Raw genomic sequence first — 20270 nt, forward strand, 5'->3', positions numbered from 1 at the left:
TTGTCGACGTGCCACGAAACAAACTCGTTGCAGTTGTGACAAAACACTTCAAAATCAAAGCTCAGGAAGCATTTCAATGGCTATCGAACGTACCCTTTCCATCATCAAGCCCGACGCCGTCGCCAAGAACGTCATCGGCAAGATCGTTTCCCGCTTCGAGGCTGCTGGCCTCAAGATCGTCGCCGCCAAGCTGGTTCACCTGTCGCGCAACGAAGCCGAGCAGTTCTACTCGGTGCACAAGGAGCGTCCCTTCTTCAAGGACCTCGTCGAGTTCATGATCTCGGGCCCCGTGTTCGTGCAAGTGCTCGAAGGCGAGAACGCCATCGCCAAGAACCGTGACCTGATGGGCGCCACGGACCCCAAGAAGGCAGCCGCCGGCACCATCCGCGCCGACTTTGCCGACAGCATCGATGCCAACGCCGTTCACGGCTCGGACGCGCCCGAAACGGCTGCCAACGAAGTGTCGTTCTTCTTCGCCGGCCTCAACGTCTACGCACGCTGAAGCCGTTGCTCGCCTGAATTCATGACCACAGCCAATCTGCTCGAATTCGATCTCGACGGGCTGGCTGCGTTCTGCGAAAAACTCGGCGAGAAAAAATTCCGCGCCACGCAGCTGTTCCGCTGGATCCACCAGCGTGGCGCCAGCGACTTCACCCAGATGACCGATCTGGCGAAGTCGCTGCGCGAGAAACTCGCGACCACCGCGCGCGTGGAGGCCCTGTCGGTCCTCACGCAGCATGAATCCAAGGACGGCACGATCAAGTGGCTGTTCGACGTCGGCGGCGGCGATGCGGTCGAGGCCGTGTTCATTCCCGAAGACGACCGCGGCACGCTGTGCGTGTCGTCGCAGGCCGGTTGCGCCGTGGGCTGCCGCTTTTGCTCGACCGGGCATCAGGGCTTCAGCCGCAATCTCACCACGGGCGAAATCGTCGCCCAGCTCTGGTTCGCCGAGCACTTCCTGCGCAAGCACCTGAATCGCAGCGAGCGCGTCATCTCCAACGTGGTGATGATGGGCATGGGCGAGCCGCTGCAGAACTACTCTGCGCTGGTGCCCGCCTTGCGCACCATGCTCGACGACAACGCCTACGGGCTGTCGCGCCGCCGTGTCACCGTGTCGACCTCCGGCGTGGTGCCGATGATCGACCGCCTGGGCACCGATTGCGCCGTGGCCATGGCCGTCTCGCTGCATGCGCCCAACGATGCGCTGCGCGACGACCTCGTGCCGCTCAATCGCAAGTACCCGATCGCCGAACTGCTCGAGGCCTGCAAGCGCTACCTCGTGCATGCGCCGCGCGACTTCATCACCTTCGAATACTGCATGCTGGACGGCGTGAACGACCAGCCCGAGCATGCGCGCCAGCTGATCGAGCTCGTGCGCAAGCACGACGTCTCGTGCAAGTTCAACCTGATTCCGTTCAACCCCTTTCCGGCGTCGGGCCTGCTGCGCTCGCCGCAACCGCGCGTGCTGGCCTTTGCCCGCACGCTGAGCGAAGCGGGCCTCGTGACCACCGTGCGCAAGACGCGCGGTGACGACATCGACGCCGCCTGCGGACAACTCGCCGGCGACGTGAAAGACCGCACCCGTGCGGCCGAGCGCATGGCCCAGCGCCGTGCGGCGGTGGCCGAGCGTCCCGTCGTTCTGCACCCGCCCCGCGCCAACACCCCCAAGACCACCGTTCCCCAGGAGCATTGACGCAATGAGCATGGCCTTTCCGACGACGACCGCGAGCGTGCAGCGAGTGCTGAGCGCAGGAATCGCGAGCGTCGCCGTGGCGCTTCTTCTCGCGGGCTGCGTCAACACGCGAACCACCACCACCGGGCTTGTCGGCAGTGGGGCCGACAGCGGTACCACTGCCGTGACCGACGTCGACGAAAACAACCGTCGCCGTGCCCGCCTGCGGATGGAGCTGGCGGCCGGCTATTTCGAACACGGCCAGCCCTCGGTCGCCCTCGAAGAGCTCAAGCAGGTGCTGGCCATCGACCCGAACTACGCCGACGCCTACAACCTGCGCGGCCTGGTCTACATGCGGCTGGACGACGCCGGCCAGGCCGAAGACAGCTTCCGCCGCGCGGTCGCAATCAATCCGCGCGACGCCAACACGCGCCACAACTATGGCTGGCTGCTGTGCCAGCAGAACCGCTACGGCGACGCCGCGCAGCAGTTCGCCGCGGCACTGGCCGTGCCCAGCTATGCCGACCGTGCCAAGACGCTCATGACTCAGGGGGTCTGCGAGCTCAAGGCCGGCCAGCGGCCGCAGGCCGAGCGCAGCCTCCTGCAGGCCTACGAGCTCGACGCCGGCAATCCGGTGGTCGGCTTCAACCTGGCCTCGGTGCTGGCGCAGCGCGAAGAATGGTCGCGCGCGCAGTTCTACGTCCGCCGTGTCAACAACAGCCCCTCGGCCAATGCCGAGACGCTCTGGCTCGGCATCAAGATCGAACGGAAGCTCAACAACCGCGAGGCTGTCGCGCAGCTGGGCGGTCAACTGCAACGACGTTTCCCTCAATCGCGGGAGGCAATGGCGTACGAGCGCGGGAATTTCAATGACTGAACGGGTTTCGGAGTTCGGGACGTCCGCGGCACTGCCGCTGGCAGAAGGCGACGTCGCGCACAAGACGGCCGGCGACATGCTGCGCGAGGCGCGCGAAGCGCATGGCCTGCACATCGAGATGGTGGCCGCGGCGCTCAAGGTGCCGCCGCAAAAGCTGATCGCGCTCGAGGCCGACGACATCGCCTCGCTGCCCGACCCGGTGTTCGCCCGGGCCCTGGCCAGCAGCGTGTGCCGCGCACTGCGCATCGATCCGGCGCCTGTGCTCGCCAAGCTGCCGGGCGCGCAACGCGCACCGCTGGCCGAAACCAACCGCACGCTGAATGCCCGCGTGGTCTCCGACACGCCGCGCTGGAACGGTGGACGCTCCGGCGGCCTGCCGTCGCGCGCGCTGCTGACGGTCGTGGTGCTGCTCTTGATCGGCGCCGGCGTGCTGTTCTGGATGCCGCAGTCGGCGTTCGACCAGATCGGCGCCTCCGTCGCGCGGCTGACCGCAAAGAACGAGGGCGAAACCATGCCGCCGCCCGCCGATCCGGCCGATGTCTCGGAGCCCGTGCCGACGCAGGCCGTGGCGCCGACCGGCCCCGTGGGCGCTGCACCGGTCGCCGCCGCGCCAGCCGCCCCGGCCTCCGCGCCCCTCGCGGCCGTCGCCAACACCAGCGCCAACACCGCCAGCACCGCCAGCAGCCAGCAGCTCGTCTTCGTGGCGCGCGAGGAATGCTGGATCACCGTCACCGAAGCCGGCGGCAAGCAGTTGCTGCGTCGCAGCCTGCAGGTCGGCGAGACCGTCGGGCTGTCGGGCACGCTGCCGTTGTCCGTGGTGGTGGGGCGTGCATCGGCCGTCGATGTGCAGGTGAACGGAAAGCCCTACGATCTGAAGCCTGTCACCCGCGGCGGCGGCGTGGCGCGTTTCGAGGTGAAATCGTGACAACCGACTGCACTCCCCAACCCATCGAATCGGCGGCGCCCAAGGCGCGCCGCTCGCGCCAGGCCAGCGTGGTCTGGGGCCCGCGCATCGTCACGGTGGGGGGCGACGCGCCCACGCGCGTGCAGTCGATGACCAACACCGACACGGTCGATGCCATCGGCACCGCGATCCAGGTCAAGGAGCTCGCCATCGCGGGCTCCGAGATGGTCCGCATCACTGTCAACACGCCCGAAGCCGCCGCCCAGGTGCCCTACATCCGCGAGCAGCTCGATCGCATGGGCATCGATGTGCCGCTGATCGGCGACTTCCACTACAACGGCCACCGCCTGCTCACCGACTATCCGGCCTGCGCCGAGGCGCTGAGCAAGTACCGCATCAACCCCGGCAACGTGGGCAAGGGCGACAAGAAGGACAAGCAGTTCGGCCAGATGATCGACGCGGCGATGCGCTGGAACAAGCCGGTGCGCATCGGCGTGAACTGGGGCAGCCTCGACCAGGAACTGCTCGCCAGCCTGATGGACACCAACAGCCAGCGCGCCGAGCCCTGGGATGCCAAGCAGGTGATGTACGAGGCGCTGATCACCTCGGCCATCGAGTCCGCCAAGCTGGCCGAATCGATGGGCATGGCCGGCAACCAGGTCATCCTGTCGTGCAAGGTGAGCGGCGTGCAGGACCTGATCTCGGTCTACCGCGAGCTTGCAAAGCGCTGCGACAACCCGCTGCACCTGGGCCTGACCGAAGCCGGCATGGGCACCAAGGGCACGGTGGCCTCGGCCACGGCGCTGTCGATCCTGCTGCAAGAGGGCATCGGCGACACGATCCGCGTGTCGCTCACGCCGCAGCCGGGCGAGTCGCGCACGCAGGAAGTGCTGATCGCCAACGAAATCCTCCAGGCCCTGGGCCTGCGCGTGTTCGTGCCGAGCGTCACGGCCTGCCCGGGCTGCGGCCGCACCACGAGCACCACGTTCCAGGAACTGGCCAAGCAGATCGACGACTACCTGCGCCTGCAGATGCCGGTCTGGCGCAAGAAATACCCCGGTGTCGAGACGCTGAAGGTGGCCGTCATGGGTTGCATCGTCAACGGCCCCGGCGAGAGCAAGCACGCCGACATCGGCATCAGCCTGCCCGGCACCGGCGAAGCGCCGGCCGCGCCGGTCTTCATCGACGGCGAAAAGGCCCTCACGCTGCGCGGCGACAATATCGCCAACGAGTTCCACCAACTCGTCGAAACCTACATCGAAAAGCGCTTCGGCAGCGAACACGCTGTCCTGGCCTGACACCTCCGCAGACTCATGGCTGAAAAATTGAATGCCGTCAAAGGCATGAACGACATATTGCCGCCCGAATCGGCGCGCTGGGAGTGGCTCGAGGCCACCGTGCGCGAGCTGATGGGGCGCTATGCGTACCGCAATGTCCGCACCCCGATCCTGGAGCACACGGCGCTGTTCGTGCGCGGCATCGGCGAGGTGACGGACATCGTCGAGAAGGAGATGTACGCCTTCGAAGACCGTTCGGACAAGCATGGGCAGTCGGAGCACCTGGCGATGCGCCCCGAGAACACGGCCGGCCTCGTGCGTGCCGTGATCGAGCACAACATGCTCTACGAAGGTCCCAAGCGCCTCTGGTACACGGGCCCGATGTTCCGCCGCGAAAAGCCGCAGCGTGGGCGCTTCCGCCAGTTCCACCAGATCGGCGCCGAGGCGCTCGGCTTTGCCGGCCCCGATGTCGACGCCGAACTGATCCTGCTGGCCACCGCGTTGTGGAAGGCCATCGGCCTGACCGACGTGCGCCTGGAACTCAACAGCCTGGGCCAGCCGGCCGAGCGTGCGCTGCACCGCGCCCAGCTCATCGCCCACTTCGAGCAGCACGCCGACAAGCTCGACGAGGACGGCAAGCGCCGCCTGCACAGCAACCCGCTGCGCATCCTCGACACGAAGAACCCGGCGATGAAAGAGGTGGTCGAGTCGGCGCCGAAGCTGATCGACTTTCTCGGTGCCGAATCGCTAGCGCACTTCGAAGGGTTGCAGGCCATCCTCAAGGCCAACGACATCGCTTTCACGATCAATCCGCGCCTCGTGCGCGGGCTCGACTACTACAACCTCACGGTGTTCGAGTTCGTGACCGACCGCCTCGGTGCGCAGGGCACGGTGTGCGCCGGCGGCCGCTACGACGACCTCATCGCGCAGATCGGCGGCAAGCCGGCGCCCGCCGTGGGTTGGGCCATCGGCGTCGAGCGCGTGCTCGACCTGCTGAAAGAGCAGGGCGCCGAAGTGCCGGCACCGGTGCCCGATGTCTATGCCATCGTGCCTGATGCCGCTTCGATGCCCGTCGTGCTGCGCGCCTTGCAGCAGTTGCGCGAAACCGGCGTGCGCGTGCAGATGCACGCCAGCACCGCCGAGGGCCTGGCGAGCTTCAAGGCGCAGATGCGCAAGGCGGACGCCAGCGGCGCCGCCTACGCCCTGATCTTCGGCGCCGATGAACTTGCGCGCGGTGAAGTGACTCTCAAGGCCTTGCGCGACGCCAGCGTTGCGCAGTCCGCCCGTTCACTTGCTGAAGTGACCACCTGGGCCGCCACCCTACAATCGCCGGCTCCCAACCTCTGACAGCGCATGGCCACCCATCTCGACCTCGAAGAACAGGAACAGCTCGACCAGCTCAAGCATTTCTGGAACACCTACGGCACCCTGATCACCTGGACCGTGCTGCTCGTCGCCGGGGCCTTCGTGGCCTGGAATGGCTGGCAGTACTACCAGCGCACCAAGGCTGCCCAGGCCGCGGCCCTCTATGACGAGGTCGAGCGCAGCACGCAGTCGGGCGACGTCGAGCGTATTCAGCGCGTGATGACCGACATGAAGGACCGCTTCGCTGGCACCGCCTACGCGCAGCAGGCCGGCCTGCTGGTCGCCAAGACGCTGTTCGACAAGGACAATGCCGATGGCTCGCGCGCCGCGCTGGGCTGGGTTGCGCAGAACGCCGTCGACCCGGGTTACCAGGCCATCGCCAAGCTGCGGCTCGCGGCCGAGCTGCTCGACGCCAAGTCCTATGACGACGCGCTCAAGCAACTCGACGGCAAGGTGCCGACCGAATTCGAACCGCTGGTGGCCGACCGCAAGGGCGACATCTACATGGCGCAAGGCAAGCGCGACGAGGCGCAGGCCGAGTACCGCAAGGCCTGGACCGGCCTGGGCGCCGGCTCGGACTACCGCCGCCTAGTCGAGATCAAGCTCAACGCGGTCGGTGTCGACCCGAAGACCCTGGCGCCGACCGTCACCGTGACGCCCGCCGTCCCCAAGAACTCCTGATCGCACACCCTCATGAATTTCAAGCGTTTCATGCCTGAATCGACCGCCCTGCGCGCGGGTTCTGCTCTTGTTCTGGTAGCGCTCCTGGCCGCCTGCTCGGGCTCCGGCAAGCCCAAGCCCGCCGAGCTGCCGGCCAACCCGTCCCTGATGGGTGTGCGCCAGGCCTGGAACGTGCGGATTCCGGGCGTCGAATTCCCGCTCACCGCCGATGTCAGCGGTGACATCGTGACCGTGGCCGGCAGCGACGGCACGGTCGTCGCCATCGATGCCCGCGCCGGTCGCGAGACCTGGCGCGCCAGCGCCGGCGCGCCGCTCGCGGCCGGTGTCGGCAGCGACGGTTCGCTGACGGCCGTGGTCACCACCAACAACGAAGTGGTCGCCATCGAGAACGGCAAGGTGCTGTGGAAGCAGCGCCTGTCGGCCCAGGCCTTCACCGCACCGCTGGTGGCCGGCCGCCGCGTCTTCGTGCAGACCGCCGACCGCAGCGTCAGCGCCTGGGACGGCCAGAGCGGCCGCCGCCTGTGGCAGCAGCAGCGCCCGGGCGAAAACCTCGTGCTGCGCAAGTCGGGCGTCCTGATCGCGGTCGGCGACACGCTGGTTGCCGGTCTGGGCGGCCGACTCGTCGGCATGAACCCCGGCAACGGCAGCTCGCGCTGGGAAGCTCCGATCGCCGCGCCGCGCGGCACCAACGACGTGGAACGCTTGGTCGACCTGACCGGCAGCGTGAGCCGCTACGGCGACACGGTCTGCGCACGCGCCTACTACGCCAGCGTCGGCTGCGTCGACACGCTGCGCGGCCAGCTGCTCTGGAGCAAGCCGGCCTCGGGCGCTGATGGCGTGAGCGGCGACGAGCGCTTTCTCTATGGCACCGAGTCGGATGGCAGCGTTACCGCCTGGCGTCGCGCCGACGGCGAACGCGCCTGGCAGATGAGCCGCCTGAAGAACCGCGAACTGACCGCACCGCTGGCCGTGGGCCGCTCGCTGATCATCGGCGAGAGCACCGGCACGCTGCACTTCGTGTCGCGCGAAGATGGTGCGCTGCTGAACCGCGTGACGCCCGATGGCTCGGCCATCACCGTGACGCCGGTCCTGGCCGGCAACACGGTGGTCGTCGTGACCGCCAAGGGCGGTGTCTTCGGCTACCGTCCTGAATAATCATTTTTTGTCTTTCTCTTACTTCCAAGGCCCGACCATGAAAACCGCGCCATCGAAAGGCCGGCCATGAAGCCGGTCGTGGCCCTGGTCGGCCGTCCCAACGTCGGCAAGTCGACGCTCTTCAACCGCCTGACCCAGACGCGCGACGCCATCGTCGCCGACTTCGCCGGCCTCACGCGCGACCGCCACTACGGCAACGGCCGCCTGGGCAAGCACGAGTTCATCGTGATCGACACCGGCGGCTTCGAGCCCGATGCCGGCAGCGGCATCTACAAGGAAATGGCCAAGCAGACGCGGCAGGCCGTGGCCGAGGCCGACGTCGTGATCTTCGTGGTCGATGCCCGCGAAGGCCTCTCGGCGCAAGACCACGACATCGCCAACGAGCTGCGCCGGCTGGGCAAGCCCTGCGTGCTGGCGGCCAACAAGGCCGAAGGCATGCACGACGGCACCAAGCTGGTCGACTTCTACGAGCTGGGCTTCGGCGACGTGCACGGCGTGTCCGCGGCGCACGGGCAGGGCATGCGCGACCTGGTCGAGCTGGCGCTCGCGCCGCTGAACCTGGCCGATCCGGACGACGAGGAAGACGAAGACGACGTCAACAAGCCGATCAAGCTGGCCGTGGCCGGCCGGCCCAACGTCGGCAAGTCCACGCTGATCAACACCTGGCTCGGCGAAGAGCGTCTGGTGGCCTTCGACATGCCCGGCACGACGCGCGACGCCATCTCGGTGCCCTTCGAGCGCAACGGCCAGCGCTTCGAGCTGATCGACACCGCCGGCCTGCGCCGCAAGGGCCGGGTGTTCGAGGCGATCGAGAAGTTCTCGGTGGTCAAGACGCTTCAGGCCATCGAGTCGGCCAACGTCGTGCTGCTGCTGCTCGACGCCACACAGGGCGTGACCGACCAGGACGCGCACATCGCCGGCTACATCCTCGAAAGCGGACGTGCCGTGGTGATCGCCATCAACAAGTGGGACGCGGTCGACAGCTACCAGCGCGAGCAGATCCAGCGGCAGATCGAAACCCGCCTGCCGTTCCTGAAGTTCGCGTCATTGCATTTCATCTCGGCCATCAAGCGCCAGGGCCTGGGCCCGGTGTGGCAGGCCATTGCGCAGGCCCACAAGTCGGCCACGCGCAAGATGTCGACGCCGGTGCTGACGCGCCTGCTGCTGGAGGCGGTGCAATTCCAGGCGCCCCAGCGCGGTGGCATGTTCCGGCCCAAGCTGCGCTATGCGCACCAGGGCGGCATGAATCCGCCCGTGATCATCATTCACGGCAATTCGCTGGAGCATGTGACCGACGCCTACAAGCGTTTCCTGGAAGGGCGTTTCCGCAAGGAATTCGACCTCGTGGGCACGCCCTTGCGGATCCAGTTCAAAAGCTCACAGAATCCGTTCGTGGACAAGGACAACTGAGGGCGCTTGGCTGCCGATGGCAGCCGTTGAGCCGCTGCAGGAGCGGAAGTTCCGTCTTTTGAGAACCGTTATTTTCTCAAGGCTTTTGACCCCGATTGCTGCGGCGCAGAAACCCTGTGTTAAGGTCATCTCTCCAACAACTACTCTTGAACACGGAGAATATCGTGAGCAATAAAGGGCAACTTCTGCAAGACCCGTTTCTGAACACCTTGCGTCGCGAGCATGTGCCGGTTTCCATTTATTTGGTGAACGGCATCAAGCTGCAAGGCCAGATCGAGTCTTTCGATCAATACGTCGTGTTGCTTCGCAATACAGTGACGCAAATGGTCTACAAGCACGCCATTTCCACCATCGTGCCGGGTCGTGCCGTCAACTTCTCGGCCAACGAGAACGACGACGCCGCCGCCTGATCGCGCGGAGCGCGGCGGCAACCCCGCCGCGCTTTTTCCATATCTGATTCCGCTTGTCTGATTCGATCCCCCGCCAGGAAGGCGCCGCCGTTCTCGTCGGTGTCGATTTCGGGCTGCCCCATTTCGACAGCGAGCTCGAAGAACTCGGCCTGCTCGCACAAACCGCGGGCCTGACGCCCGTTGCCCGCCTGGCCTGCAAGCGCAGGGCGCCCGATGCGGCGCTGTTCGTCGGCAGCGGCAAGGCCGAAGAGATCAAGGAGCTCGCCGCCATGCACCGGGCGAGCGAGGTCATCTTCGACCAGTCCTTGAGCCCTGCGCAGCAGCGCAACCTCGAACGCCAGCTCGATGTCGCGGTCTACGACCGCACCTTCCTCATCCTCGAGATCTTCGCCCAGCGCGCCCGTTCGCACGAAGGCAAGCTGCAGGTCGAGCTGGCTCGCCTGCAGTACCTGAGCACGCGGTTGGTCCGTCGCTGGTCCCACCTGGAGCGCCAGACCGGCGGCGCAGGTGTGCGCGGCGGCCCCGGCGAAAAGCAGATCGAGCTCGACCGCCGCATGATCAACGAGTCGATCAAGCGCACGCGCGAACGCCTGGCCAAGGTGCAGAAGCAGCGCAGCACGCAGCGCCGCCAGCGCGAGCGCCGCGAGACCTTCAACATCTCGCTCGTCGGCTACACCAACGCGGGTAAGTCGTCGATCTTCAATGCGATGGTCAAGGCACGCGCCTATGCGGCCGACCAGTTGTTCGCCACGCTCGACACCACCACGCGCAACCTCTACCTGGGCGATGCGCGCCGGCAGGTGTCGATCTCCGACACGGTGGGCTTCATCCGCGACCTGCCGCACGGCTTGGTCGACGCGTTCAAGGCCACCTTGCAGGAGGCGGTCGATGCCGACCTGCTGCTGCACGTGATCGACGCCTCCAACCCGCACTATCCCGAGCAGATGGCCGAGGTCCAGTCGGTGCTGCAGGACATCGGCGCAGGCGACGTGCCGCAACTGCTGGTGTTCAACAAGCTCGACGCCCTTGAAAGCGCGCAACATCCGCTGCATCTGCAGGACGAGATGGAAATCGACGGCGTGCAGGTTCCCCGCATCTTCCTCAGCGCCAAGACCGGCGAAGGCCTGCCGCTGCTGCGGGCCGAGCTGGCCCGGCAGTCGGGTTCCGTCGCCGATACGATGACCCCTGAGGCGGACGCTGAATTGCACGATGCGGCCCCTTGATTGGGCACAATCCCGCCACTGACACGAGAACGAAGCGAATGAATGCAAAGCCAGCGCGGAGAGGGTTTCTGGGCATGTTCAACCTGAACGATGGCCGATGGGGTCGCGGCGACGAGCCGTCCTCCAACGGCGACCGCCCGGCCGGCAACCGGCCGCCCGATGCCGATCCCCCCGGCGCCCCGATCCCGCCGCCTTCGAGCGGCAACCAGAACAACAACGGCAACGGCAATCGCCCGCGCGGCCAGGGCCCGAACCAGGGTCCGCCCGACCTCGACGAACTCTGGCGCGACCTCAATCGCAAGCTCGGTGGTTTCTTCGGCGGCGGCAAGGGCGGTGGCAATCGCCCCAATGGCACCGGCGGCGGTGGTGGCAACGGCTACAAGCCCGACATGAAGAACGCCGGCTTCGGCATCGGCCTCGTGGCCGCAGTGGCGGTCCTGATCTGGCTCGGCACCGGCTTCTTCATCGTGAACGAAGGCCAGCAGGCCGTGGTCACGCAGTTCGGTCGCTACAAGTCGACGGTGAACGCCGGCTTCAACTGGCGCCTGCCGTACCCCATTCAACGCCACGAAGTGGTCGTGACCACGCAGATCCGTTCCACCGACGTGGGCCGCGACGCCATCGTGCGCTCCACCGGCCTGCGCGAATCGGCCATGCTGACCGAAGACGAGAACATCGTCGAAATCAAGTTCGCCGTGCAGTACCGCCTGAGCGATGCGCGCGCCTGGCTCTACGAGAGCAAGTCGCCCGCGGAAACCATCGTGCAGGTGGCTGAAAGCTCCGTGCGCGAAGTGGTCGGCAAGATGAAGATGGACGCGGCGCTCGCCGAAGAGCGCGACCAGATCGCGCCCCGCGTGCGCGCACTGATGCAGACCATCCTCGACCGCTACAAGGTCGGTGTCGAAGTCGTCGGCATCAACCTGCAGCAGGGCGGTGTGCGTCCGCCCGAGCAGGTACAGGCTGCCTTCGACGACGTGCTCAAGGCCGGCCAGGAACGCGAGCGCGCCAAGAACGACGCCGAGGCCTACGCCAACAACGTCGTGCCGCTGGCCACCGGTACCTCGTCGCGCCTGAAGGAAGAGTCCGAGGCCTACAAGGCCCGCATCGTGGCGCAGGCACAGGGTGACGCCGGTCGCTTCAGCTCGGTGCTGACCGAATACCAGAAGGCGCCGCAGGTGACGCGCGACCGCATGTACACCGACGCCATGCAGCAGATCTACGCCAGCACGACCAAGGTGCTGGTCGACAGCAAGCAGGGCTCCAACCTGCTGTACCTGCCGCTCGACAAGCTGATGCAGCAAGGCGGTGGCAACACAGCCACGCCCGTGGATGCCGCCAGCCCCAGCGTGGCCGGCACCGCACCGACCCAGTCGTCGGTGATCCCGGTGGCGCCCGCCACCACCGACGTGCGCGCCCGTGACGGCCGCTCGCGTGACCGCGACGTGCGCTGAGAAAGGCCCGGAACAACATGAACAGAATCGGTTTCATCGCCACCTCGGTCCTCGTCCTGCTCGTGCTGCTGAGCTCGACCCTTTTCGTGGTCGACCAGCGCCAGTTCGGCGTGGTCTATGCCCTCGGCCAGATCAAGCAGGTCATCACCGAGCCCGGCCTCAACTTCAAGCTGCCGCCGCCGTTCCAGAACGTGTCGTACATCGACAAGCGCCTGCTGACGCTCTCGAGCCTCGACACCGAGCCCATGCTCACCGCTGAAAAGCAGCGCGTGGTGATCGACTGGTACGTGCGCTGGCGCATCTCCGACCCACAGGCCTACATCCGCAACGTCGGCCTCGACGAGAACGCGGGCGCCATGCAGCTGAACCGCGTGGTGCGCAACGCCTTCCAGGAAAACATCAACAAGCGCACCGTGCGCGACCTGATCTCGGTGCGCCGCGAAGCCCTGATGGCCGACGTGCAGCGAGAAGTGCTGGCCGTGGTGAAGGGCGCCAAGCCCTGGGGCGTCGACGTGGTCGACGTGCGCATCACCCGCGTGGACTACGTGGAAGCCATCACCGAATCGGTCTACCGCCGCATGGAAGCCGAGCGCAAGCGCGTGGCCAACGAGCTGCGTTCCACCGGCACGGCCGAAGGCGAGAAGATCCGCGCCGACGCCGACCGCCAGCGCGAAGTGATCGTGGCCAACGCCTACCGCGACGCCCAGAAGATCAAGGGCGAGGGCGATGCCCAGGCTGCAGCGACCTACAGCGAGGCCTTCGGCCGCGATCCGCAGTTCGCCCAGTTCTATCGCAGCCTCGAGGCCTACAAGCAGAGCTTCAACAAGAAGAGCGACGTGATGGTGCTCGACCCGTCCTCGGACTTCTTCCGCGCCATGCAGAGCTCCGGCTCGGCGCGCAAGTAACAACAGGCCGTCCGTTTCCGCTGTCCTGCCTGGAGCCGTGAGCGCCGACACCTTCTGGAGCGCGTTGGCGCTGGTCCTGGTGATCGAAGGCATCCTGCCTTTCGTCTCGCCTGGCGGGTGGCGGCGCGGCTTCAGCCAACTGCTGCAGCTGCGCGACGGCCAGCTGCGTTTCTTCGGTCTTTGCAGCATCCTGCTGGGTTTGGTACTGCTCTGGGTTCTGGGGTAGCTCGGGCCCGGTAGAATCCCGGTTTAACCACGCCCCCGATCCCCATGTCCGCCTGGGTCCTCCCGGATCACATTGCCGATGTGCTGCCCTCCGAGGCGCGCCACATCGAAGAACTTCGACGCCAGCTGCTCGATACCGCCCGTGGCTATGGCTACGAGCTGGTGATGCCGCCGCTGCTCGAGCACCTGGAGTCGCTGCTTTCGGGCACCGGCGAGGCGCTCGACCTCCAAACCTTCAAGCTTGTCGACCAGCTCTCCGGTCGCAGCATGGGCCTGCGTGCCGACACCACCCCCCAGGTGGCGCGCATTGATGCCCACCTGCTGAACCGCGACGGCGTGGCCCGCCTGTGCTACTGCGGCCCGGTGGTCCACACCCGGCCCGACCGTCCGCACGCCACCCGCGAGCCGCTGCAGTTCGGCGCCGAAATCTACGGCCACGCCGGCCTGGAAGCCGACACCGAAACCCTGCTGCTGGCGCTCGACTGCCTCGACGCCGCCGGCCTGCGCGACGGCGTGATCGTCGACCTGGCCGACGCCCGCATCGTGCGCGCGCTGTTCGCCGGCGTGCCGGTCGATGCCGCCGCGATCGCCCGCGTGCACGCCGCGCTGGCCGCCAAGGACGCGAGCGAGCTGCAGGCGCTCACCAAGGATTTCCCCGCCGCGTCACGCGACGGCCTGCGCGCCCTCGTGGGTCTGTACGGCGATGTGGCCGTGCTCGACGAGGCCGCCAAGGCCCTGAAGGGCACGCCCACCGTGGCCGCGGCGCTGGCCGACCTGAAGCAACTCGCCGCCGGCCTGAACGGCACGGCAGGGCGCCAGATCAGCTTCGACCTGGCCGACCTGCGCGGCTACGCCTACTACAGCGGCATGCGTTTCGGCATCTACGTGCCGGGCGCGGCCGACTCGCTGGTGCGCGGTGGCCGCTACGACGAGGTGGGCGCCGTGTTCGGCCGCAACCGTCCGGCCGTCGGCTTCAGCCTCGATGTGCGCGAACTCGTCGGTGTGCTGCCGGCGCGTCCGCTGCGCGCCGCCATCCGTGCGCCCTGGAGCGACGCGGCCGGCCTGCGCGAGGCCATCGCCCAACTGCGCAAGGCCGGCGAAACGGTTGTCTGCGTGCTGCCCGGACATGGCAGCGAAATCGATGAATTCCATTGCGACCGCGAGCTCGTCGAGCAGGCCGGCCAATGGAGTGTCCGAGCGATCTGAATTTTTAAGCAATGGAACGAGCATGAGCGTAACCACCGGAAGAAACGTGGTCGTCGTCGGGACCCAGTGGGGCGACGAAGGCAAGGGCAAGCTGGTTGACTGGCTGACGGAAAGCGCCCAGGGCGTGGTCCGTTTCCAGGGCGGCCACAACGCGGGCCACACGCTGGTCATCAACGGCGTGAAGACCGCGCTGCACCTGATCCCGAGCGGCATCATGCGGCCCGGCGTCAAGTGCTACATCGGCAACGGCGTGGTGCTGTCGGCGGCCAAGCTGTTCGAGGAAATCGAAGGCCTGGAGAAAGCCGGCGTCGAAGTGCGTTCGCGCCTGCGCATCAGCGAGGCCTGCCCGCTGATCCTGCCGTTCCACGCCGCGCTGGACATCGCGCGCGAGGCCTACCGTGAAAAGGGCGGCATCGAGAAGATCGGCACCACCGGCCGCGGCATCGGCCCGGCCTACGAAGACAAGATCGCCCGCCGCGCGCTGCGCGTGCAGGACCTGAAGCACCCCGAGCGCTTCGCGGCCAAGCTGCGCGTGCTGCTCGAGCTGCACAACCACGTGCTGACCCAGGTGCTGGGCGCGCCCGCCATCGACTACGACACCGTGTTCGACGAGGCCATGCGCCACGCCGCGCTGCTCAAGCCCATGATGGCCGACGTGTCGCGCGAGTTGAACGATGCCCACAAGGCCGGCGCCAACCTGCTGTTCGAAGGTGCACAGGGCACGCTGCTCGACGTCGACCACGGCACCTACCCGTACGTCACCTCGAGCAACTGCGTGGCCGGCAACGCCGCCGCCGGTTCGGGCGTGGGCCCGGGCATGCTGCACTACGTGCTGGGCATCACCAAGGCCTACTGCACCCGCGTGGGCGGCGGTCCGTTCCCCACCGAGCTCGACTGGGCCACGCCGGGCACCCCCGGTTACCACATGAGCACCGTGGGCGCCGAAAAGGGCGTGACCACCGGCCGCAGCCGCCGTTGCGGCTGGTTCGACGCCGCGCTGCTCAAGCGCTCGGCGCAGGTCAACGGCCTGTCGGGCCTGTGCATCACCAAGCTCGACGTGCTCGACGGCCTCGAGAAGCTCGAGCTGTGCACCGGCTACGAACTCGACGGCGAAACCACCGACATCCTGCCGATGGGCGCGGACGAGATCGAGCGCTGCACGCCGATCTACGAAACCCTCGAAGGCTGGACCGAAAGCACCGTGGGCGTCACGCAGTACGACAAGCTGCCGGTCAATGCGCGGCTGTACCTGCAGCGCATCGAGCAGGTCACCGGCGTGCCGATCCACATGGTGTCCACGAGCCCTGATCGCGACCACACGATCATGATGCGCCACCCCTACCTCGCAGACTGAACAGGAACGAACCAGACCATGTTGACCGAAGACGGCAAACATCTCTACGTCAGCTACGACGAGTACCACAACCTGATCGAGAAGCTCGCGATCAAGGTGCACCAGTCGGGCTGGGAGTTCGACACCATCCTGTGCCTGGCGCGCGGCGGCATGCGCCCGGGCGATGTGCTCTCGCGCATCTTCGACAAGCCGCTGGCGATCATGTCGACCAGCTCCTACCGCGCCGATGCCGGCACGATCCAGGGTCATCTCGACATCGCCCGCTACATCACGACCCCGAAGGGCGAGATCGCCGGCAAGGTGCTGCTGGTGGACGACCTGGCCGATTCGGGCCACACGCTGCACGCCGTGATGGACATGCTGCGCAACAACTACCAGCCGATCACCGAGCTGCGCAGCGCGGTCATCTGGACCAAGGCGCTGTCGACCTTCACGCCCGACTACTCGGTCGAGTTCCTGGCCACCAACCCGTGGATCCACCAGCCCTTCGAGGGCTACGACTCGCTCGGCGCCGAGAAGCTGATCGAGAAGTGGTCGGTCTGACGACCGGCCCTGGCACCGCCGGCCGGCGCGCTCAGCTGCCGCCGCCGGGGGTGTCGAACATCGCGGTGTAGCGCCGCTGCATTTCCTCCGGCGTCACCTTCTCGATGCTGTGACCCACGTTCCACCGGTGACCGAAGGGGTCGCGGAAGACGCCGGAACGCTCCCCATAGAACTGATCCTGCGGTGCCATGTCCAGCGTGGCGCCCGCGGCGACCGCGCGCGCGACCAGCGCATCGGCGTCGTCCACGTGCAAGTGCAGCGAGACCGCGCTGCCGCCGAGCGCCTTGGGCGAGCGGATGTTGAACTCGGCGAACTCGTCCGAGATCATCAGGATCGCGCCGTTGTGAAAGTCCAGCTCGACGTGCCCGATGCGGCCGCTGGGCTCGGTCAGTCGAAAGATTTCCTTCACCTCGAACACGTGGCAATAGAAGTCGACGGCGGCGGCGGCGTTGTCGACGCAGAGGTACGGAAACAGCTCGTGGATGGCCATGGCGGGACCTGCCTTTCTTTCTTAAATCGGATGTTGAAACGGGGACCGTGGCGCCGATTCTGCGCAGCCCCGGCGCTAGCGTCTTGAAGGAATTTGACCTGCCGCACTGACAGCCGGCACATGACGCGGCGACGTCGCACCCGTCTGCCGCCAGGCTTGTGGCGACAGGCCGGCCAGCGCCGAGAACTCGCGGCTCAGGTGCGCCTGGTCGCTGTAGCCCGCGGCGAGCGCGATGTCGGCCCAGGCGCGCGCGGGATCGTCGGCGGCCAGCGCCAGCACGCGGTCGAAGCGCATCACGCGGGCGTACTCCTTGGGCGCGAGCCCGACCGCCGCGCGGAACAGCGCGATGAAGCGCCGGTGGCTGTAGCCGCTGTGCGCCACCAGCGTGGCGATCGGCGCGGGCGTGTCGCGCGTCATCTGCCCCAGCGAGGCGGCCACGGCCGGGTGCAGGCCGCGCGGGCTGGTGCGGGGCAGGGCGGCAGCGGCCAGGCGCTGGGTCAGCAAGGCCTCGAAAACGTCCAGTTGTCGCGCCGGGTCGTCGGACGATGCATGCAGCTGTTCGAGCGCGTCGGCGGTCTGCCGCTCGCCCCACAGCGCGTCGAGCGGCGTGTGGCGCCCGCCCAGGGCGTCTTCAGGTGCGCCGAGCAGCAGCCGGGCGGCACCGGGGTGCAATTGCGCACCGACCGAGCGTGTGGCCACCGACACATCGCGCAGGTAGAACGCGGCGCGCGCACCGCCGACGATGGCATGGCCGACCGTGTGGCCGCGCAGGTCGCGTGTGTCGTCGAAGAGTCGCAGCGGCGGCCCCGAAAGCCGGAACACCAGGTGCATGCCGCCCGTGGGCAGCACGTGCTCGCGGGCGCTGGTGCGTGTGTCGGGTGTGCCCTCGGGCGCCGAGGCCCACAGCAGCCGCAGGAAGGGCCGCAGAGGAGGGGACGGGGGCCGCGTCAGCTGCATGGCGCGACGGGCCCCGACAAGGGCGGGCGGGTGAGCATCGGCGCATTGTGCGCCGAGGAGCCGCGCCGGCCCAGGCTGCTTACTTGCTCGTTGCGAGGCGCTTCTGGATGTTGGCCGCGCGGTCGCCGGAAGCGGGGTGCGAGCTGAGCATCGAGCTCTTGCCGCCGTCGAGCTTGGCTAGCTTCTGGAACGCGGTGACGAGGCCTTCGCGCTTGAGCTTCTGCGTGGTCAGCAGGTCGAAGGCGTAGTTGTCGGAGTCGGTTTCCTGCGACTGCGAGAACTGCGCGTTGACCAGCTTCTCGGCGAAGTCGCCGATCTGCGAGGACGACAGCTGCGTGATCGCCGCATTGCCGGTGGCGCCGGCCAGGCCGCGCGCGGCCGACACGGCGTAGGCGGTCTGCATGGCCTTCTTGCTGTGGCCCAGGGCGACGTGGCCGATCTCGTGGCCGATGATGCCGCGCAGCTCGTCGTCGTTCATGAGGTCCATGAGGCCGCTGTAGACGCGGATGCAGCCGTTGCCCATGGCCCAGGCGTTCACGTCCTTCGTGAGGTAGACCTTGTAGCTGGCAGGCTGGCCACCGATGGTGGTGGGCAGGCCCTGGCGCACGCGCTCCAGGCGCTTGCTGTAGGCATCGGCGGGGCCCGCGACCTTGGAGCTCTTGTCGAGCTCGGCGCAAGACTGGTTGGCCAGGGCCTGCACGTCGCCGTCGGTGAGCGACATGGCCTTGAAGGCGCTGCCGCCGGCGCCCGCGAGCGCGTTCGAATCCAGGTTCTTCATGCCGCCGCAGGCGGACAGGGCCGCAGCGGCCGTGATGGTGATGAGCAGATGACGCATCGAGAAAATCCTCCCTTTATTTTCGGAGGGGCAACTCTATCCGCAATGCGCGTGCGATCCGGCCAAGGCCGTCGACATCGAACGGAGAATGTCACGGCCGTCGAGGGTTCCTCGCGGGGCGCTAGCATCGGCACATGAGCAAGCCTTCCACGACCCTGATCCACCATCCCTACACGCCGCCGGCCACCTTCGCTGCGCCGCAGCCCGGCGTGTTCAAGGCCTCGACCGTGTTCTTCGCCGACGTCGCCGCGATGCGTGCGCGCGACTGGAAGACCAAGGCCGGCTACACCTACGGCCTGCACGGCACGCCCACCACCTTCACGCTCGAGGAGCGCCTGGCCACGCTCGAAGGCGGCACCGAATGCCTGCTGGTGCCCAGCGGGCTGGCCGCGATCTCGCTGGTCTCGTTCGCGTTCCTGAAGACCGGCGACGAGGTGCTGATTCCCGACAACGCCTACGGCCCGACCAAGGCGCTGGCCACCGGCGAGCTCGCCAACTTCGGCATCACGCACCGCCTGTACGACGCGATGAACCCGTCCGACCTGGAAGCCAAGCTCTCGCACCGCACGCGGCTGGTGTGGCTCGAAGCGGCCGGCTCGGTGACGATGGAGTTCCCCAACCTGCCGGCGCTGGCTGAAATCTGCCGCGAGCGCGGCGTGATGACCGCGCTGGACAACACCTGGGGCGCGGGCCTGGCCTTCGCGCCCTTCGATTTCAACGGCACGGGGCAGGGCGTCGACGTGTCGGTGCACGCGCTCACCAAGTACCCCAGCGGCGGTGGCGACGTGCTGATGGGCAGCGTCGTCACGCGCGACGAGCGCCTGCACCGCGCGCTCAAGCTCACCCACATGCGCACCGGCTTCGGCATCGGCGTGGGCGACGTCGAAACCCTGCTGCGCTCGCTGCCGAGCATGGCGCTGCGCTACGCCGCGCACGACCGCGCGGCGCGCGAGCTGGCCGGCTGGCTCAACGGCTGCGAAGAGATCGCGCAGGTGCTGCACCCCGCGCTCGAGGACTCGCCGGGCCACGCCAACTGGCGCGCGCTGTGCGGCGCCACCGACCTGGCCGCGGGCCTGTTCTCGGTGGTGTTCGACGAGCGCTTCAGCACCGAGCAGGTCGATCGCTTCTGCGACAGCCTGAAGCTCTTCCGCCTCGGCTATTCGTGGGGCGGCCCGATCAGCCTCGTCGTGCCCTACGACATCGGCCTGATGCGCGACGCCAGCGTGGCCCGCTGGCCCTACAAGGGCACGCTGGTGCGTTTCTCGGTCGGCCTGGAGGATGTGGACGACCTGCGTGCCGACCTGCAGCAGGCGCTGCTGCAGATGTAGGC

At 67.4% G+C, this 20270-nt stretch carries 21 protein-coding genes; 18 read left to right on the plus strand and 3 right to left on the minus strand.

The features are described from left to right. Positions 1–76 precede the first annotated feature (76 nt). From ndk to AC07YS_RS02965, 17 genes are all read left to right on the plus strand, one after another. Complete coding sequence (gene ndk / locus AC07YS_RS02885; RefSeq protein ID WP_013542117.1) at positions 77–502, plus strand: nucleoside-diphosphate kinase; 426 nt, start codon at positions 77–79, stop codon at positions 500–502. A gap of 21 nt (positions 503–523) precedes the next feature. Further along, the gene (rlmN, locus tag AC07YS_RS02890; RefSeq protein ID WP_495267442.1) at positions 524–1693 is read left to right on the plus strand and encodes a dual-specificity RNA methyltransferase RlmN; all 1170 of its coding nucleotides are present in this window, start codon (positions 524–526) and stop codon (positions 1691–1693) included. 4 nt (positions 1694–1697) lie between these two features. Further along, entirely contained in the window at positions 1698–2549 is an 852-nt protein-coding gene (gene pilW, locus AC07YS_RS02895) for a type IV pilus biogenesis/stability protein PilW (protein ID WP_095745652.1), read from the plus strand. Beyond that, positions 2542–3474: a helix-turn-helix domain-containing protein gene (locus AC07YS_RS02900; RefSeq protein WP_495267443.1), complete on the plus strand. Its 933-nt coding sequence runs from the start codon at positions 2542–2544 to the stop codon at positions 3472–3474. The genes pilW and AC07YS_RS02900 overlap by 8 nt, the downstream gene beginning before the upstream one ends. Further along, positions 3471–4751, plus strand: coding sequence for a flavodoxin-dependent (E)-4-hydroxy-3-methylbut-2-enyl-diphosphate synthase (ispG, locus tag AC07YS_RS02905; protein ID WP_070061008.1), 1281 nt, complete (start codon positions 3471–3473; stop codon positions 4749–4751). The genes AC07YS_RS02900 and ispG overlap by 4 nt, the downstream gene beginning before the upstream one ends. 15 nt (positions 4752–4766) lie before the next feature. Beyond that, complete coding sequence (gene hisS, locus AC07YS_RS02910) at positions 4767–6077, plus strand: histidine--tRNA ligase (protein WP_487849467.1); 1311 nt, start codon at positions 4767–4769, stop codon at positions 6075–6077. A 6-nt stretch (positions 6078–6083) separates the two neighbouring features. Then, positions 6084–6776: a YfgM family protein gene (locus AC07YS_RS02915; RefSeq protein ID WP_495267444.1), complete on the plus strand. Its 693-nt coding sequence runs from the start codon at positions 6084–6086 to the stop codon at positions 6774–6776. Between the two features lie 12 nt (positions 6777–6788). Beyond that, complete coding sequence (gene bamB / locus AC07YS_RS02920; protein WP_062480765.1) at positions 6789–7931, plus strand: outer membrane protein assembly factor BamB; 1143 nt, start codon at positions 6789–6791, stop codon at positions 7929–7931. A 66-nt stretch (positions 7932–7997) separates the two neighbouring features. Then, positions 7998–9341: a ribosome biogenesis GTPase Der gene (gene der, locus AC07YS_RS02925; protein WP_062480763.1), complete on the plus strand. Its 1344-nt coding sequence runs from the start codon at positions 7998–8000 to the stop codon at positions 9339–9341. A gap of 164 nt (positions 9342–9505) precedes the next feature. Next, positions 9506–9751: an RNA chaperone Hfq gene (hfq, locus tag AC07YS_RS02930; RefSeq protein WP_056582504.1), complete on the plus strand. Its 246-nt coding sequence runs from the start codon at positions 9506–9508 to the stop codon at positions 9749–9751. Positions 9752–9804: 53 nt separating this feature from the next. After that, a complete protein-coding gene (hflX, locus tag AC07YS_RS02935; RefSeq protein ID WP_495264812.1) occupies positions 9805–10974 on the plus strand; it encodes a GTPase HflX in 1170 nt (389 codons plus the stop codon). Positions 10975–11048: 74 nt separating this feature from the next. Further along, positions 11049–12425: an FtsH protease activity modulator HflK gene (gene hflK / locus AC07YS_RS02940; RefSeq protein ID WP_070061003.1), complete on the plus strand. Its 1377-nt coding sequence runs from the start codon at positions 11049–11051 to the stop codon at positions 12423–12425. Between the two features lie 17 nt (positions 12426–12442). Next, positions 12443–13330, plus strand: a complete 888-nt coding sequence (gene hflC / locus AC07YS_RS02945; RefSeq protein WP_062480758.1) for a protease modulator HflC — start codon at positions 12443–12445, stop codon at positions 13328–13330. A 37-nt stretch (positions 13331–13367) separates the two neighbouring features. Further along, positions 13368–13556 carry a DUF2065 domain-containing protein gene (locus AC07YS_RS02950; RefSeq protein ID WP_062480756.1) on the plus strand — a complete coding sequence of 63 codons (189 nt, stop codon included), beginning with the start codon at positions 13368–13370 and terminating at the stop codon, positions 13554–13556. Between the two features lie 44 nt (positions 13557–13600). After that, on the plus strand, positions 13601–14761 hold the full coding sequence (locus AC07YS_RS02955; protein ID WP_070061002.1) for an ATP phosphoribosyltransferase regulatory subunit: 1161 nt from the start codon (positions 13601–13603) through the stop codon (positions 14759–14761). Between the two features lie 22 nt (positions 14762–14783). Beyond that, the gene (locus AC07YS_RS02960) at positions 14784–16115 is read left to right on the plus strand and encodes an adenylosuccinate synthase (RefSeq protein WP_062480752.1); all 1332 of its coding nucleotides are present in this window, start codon (positions 14784–14786) and stop codon (positions 16113–16115) included. An 18-nt stretch (positions 16116–16133) separates the two neighbouring features. Then, positions 16134–16658 (plus strand): phosphoribosyltransferase, encoded by a 525-nt coding sequence (locus tag AC07YS_RS02965; RefSeq protein WP_062480750.1) that lies wholly within the window; start codon positions 16134–16136, stop codon positions 16656–16658. Between the two features lie 31 nt (positions 16659–16689). Here AC07YS_RS02965 and AC07YS_RS02970 read toward each other — a convergent pair whose 3' ends face one another. The 3 genes from AC07YS_RS02970 to AC07YS_RS02980 all read right to left on the minus strand — a co-directional run bounded on the left by AC07YS_RS02970 (position 16690) and on the right by AC07YS_RS02980 (position 18940). After that, entirely contained in the window at positions 16690–17148 is a 459-nt protein-coding gene (locus AC07YS_RS02970; RefSeq protein WP_495267445.1) for a VOC family protein, read from the minus strand. Between the two features lie 75 nt (positions 17149–17223). Further along, positions 17224–18105 carry an AraC family transcriptional regulator gene (locus AC07YS_RS02975; protein ID WP_495267446.1) on the minus strand — a complete coding sequence of 294 codons (882 nt, stop codon included), beginning with the start codon at positions 18103–18105 and terminating at the stop codon, positions 17224–17226. Between the two features lie 79 nt (positions 18106–18184). Beyond that, positions 18185–18940, minus strand: a complete 756-nt coding sequence (locus tag AC07YS_RS02980) for a M48 family metallopeptidase (protein ID WP_062480745.1) — start codon at positions 18938–18940, stop codon at positions 18185–18187. A 134-nt stretch (positions 18941–19074) separates the two neighbouring features. Between AC07YS_RS02980 and AC07YS_RS02985 the strand changes: the two genes are divergently transcribed. Beyond that, positions 19075–20268 (plus strand): PLP-dependent transferase, encoded by a 1194-nt coding sequence (locus tag AC07YS_RS02985; protein ID WP_062480743.1) that lies wholly within the window; start codon positions 19075–19077, stop codon positions 20266–20268. The last annotated feature ends 2 nt before the right edge of the window (positions 20269–20270 follow it).

The organism is Variovorax sp. GW458-11-26-14-LB1 (assembly GCF_059423965.1).

Excerpts from the sequence above, each read along its gene's own strand:
- AC07YS_RS02980 (WP_062480745.1), bottom strand. The coding sequence starts at position 18,940 with ATGCGTCATCTGCTCATCACCATCACGGCCGCTGCGGCCCTGTCCGCC.
- AC07YS_RS02900 (WP_495267443.1), top strand. The coding sequence starts at position 2,542 with ATGACTGAACGGGTTTCGGAGTTCGGGACGTCCGCGGCACTGCCGCTG.
- AC07YS_RS02915 (WP_495267444.1), top strand. The coding sequence starts at position 6,084 with ATGGCCACCCATCTCGACCTCGAAGAACAGGAACAGCTCGACCAGCTC.
- der (WP_062480763.1), top strand. The coding sequence starts at position 7,998 with ATGAAGCCGGTCGTGGCCCTGGTCGGCCGTCCCAACGTCGGCAAGTCG.
- pilW (WP_095745652.1), top strand. The coding sequence starts at position 1,698 with ATGAGCATGGCCTTTCCGACGACGACCGCGAGCGTGCAGCGAGTGCTG.
- AC07YS_RS02975 (WP_495267446.1), bottom strand. The coding sequence starts at position 18,105 with ATGCAGCTGACGCGGCCCCCGTCCCCTCCTCTGCGGCCCTTCCTGCGG.
- bamB (WP_062480765.1), top strand. The coding sequence starts at position 6,789 with ATGAATTTCAAGCGTTTCATGCCTGAATCGACCGCCCTGCGCGCGGGT.
- hflC (WP_062480758.1), top strand. The coding sequence starts at position 12,443 with ATGAACAGAATCGGTTTCATCGCCACCTCGGTCCTCGTCCTGCTCGTG.
- AC07YS_RS02985 (WP_062480743.1), top strand. The coding sequence starts at position 19,075 with ATGAGCAAGCCTTCCACGACCCTGATCCACCATCCCTACACGCCGCCG.
- AC07YS_RS02955 (WP_070061002.1), top strand. The coding sequence starts at position 13,601 with ATGTCCGCCTGGGTCCTCCCGGATCACATTGCCGATGTGCTGCCCTCC.
- ndk (WP_013542117.1), top strand. The coding sequence starts at position 77 with ATGGCTATCGAACGTACCCTTTCCATCATCAAGCCCGACGCCGTCGCC.
- AC07YS_RS02965 (WP_062480750.1), top strand. The coding sequence starts at position 16,134 with ATGTTGACCGAAGACGGCAAACATCTCTACGTCAGCTACGACGAGTAC.
- rlmN (WP_495267442.1), top strand. The coding sequence starts at position 524 with ATGACCACAGCCAATCTGCTCGAATTCGATCTCGACGGGCTGGCTGCG.
- AC07YS_RS02960 (WP_062480752.1), top strand. The coding sequence starts at position 14,784 with ATGAGCGTAACCACCGGAAGAAACGTGGTCGTCGTCGGGACCCAGTGG.
- hflK (WP_070061003.1), top strand. The coding sequence starts at position 11,049 with ATGTTCAACCTGAACGATGGCCGATGGGGTCGCGGCGACGAGCCGTCC.
- hisS (WP_487849467.1), top strand. The coding sequence starts at position 4,767 with ATGGCTGAAAAATTGAATGCCGTCAAAGGCATGAACGACATATTGCCG.
- AC07YS_RS02970 (WP_495267445.1), bottom strand. The coding sequence starts at position 17,148 with ATGGCCATCCACGAGCTGTTTCCGTACCTCTGCGTCGACAACGCCGCC.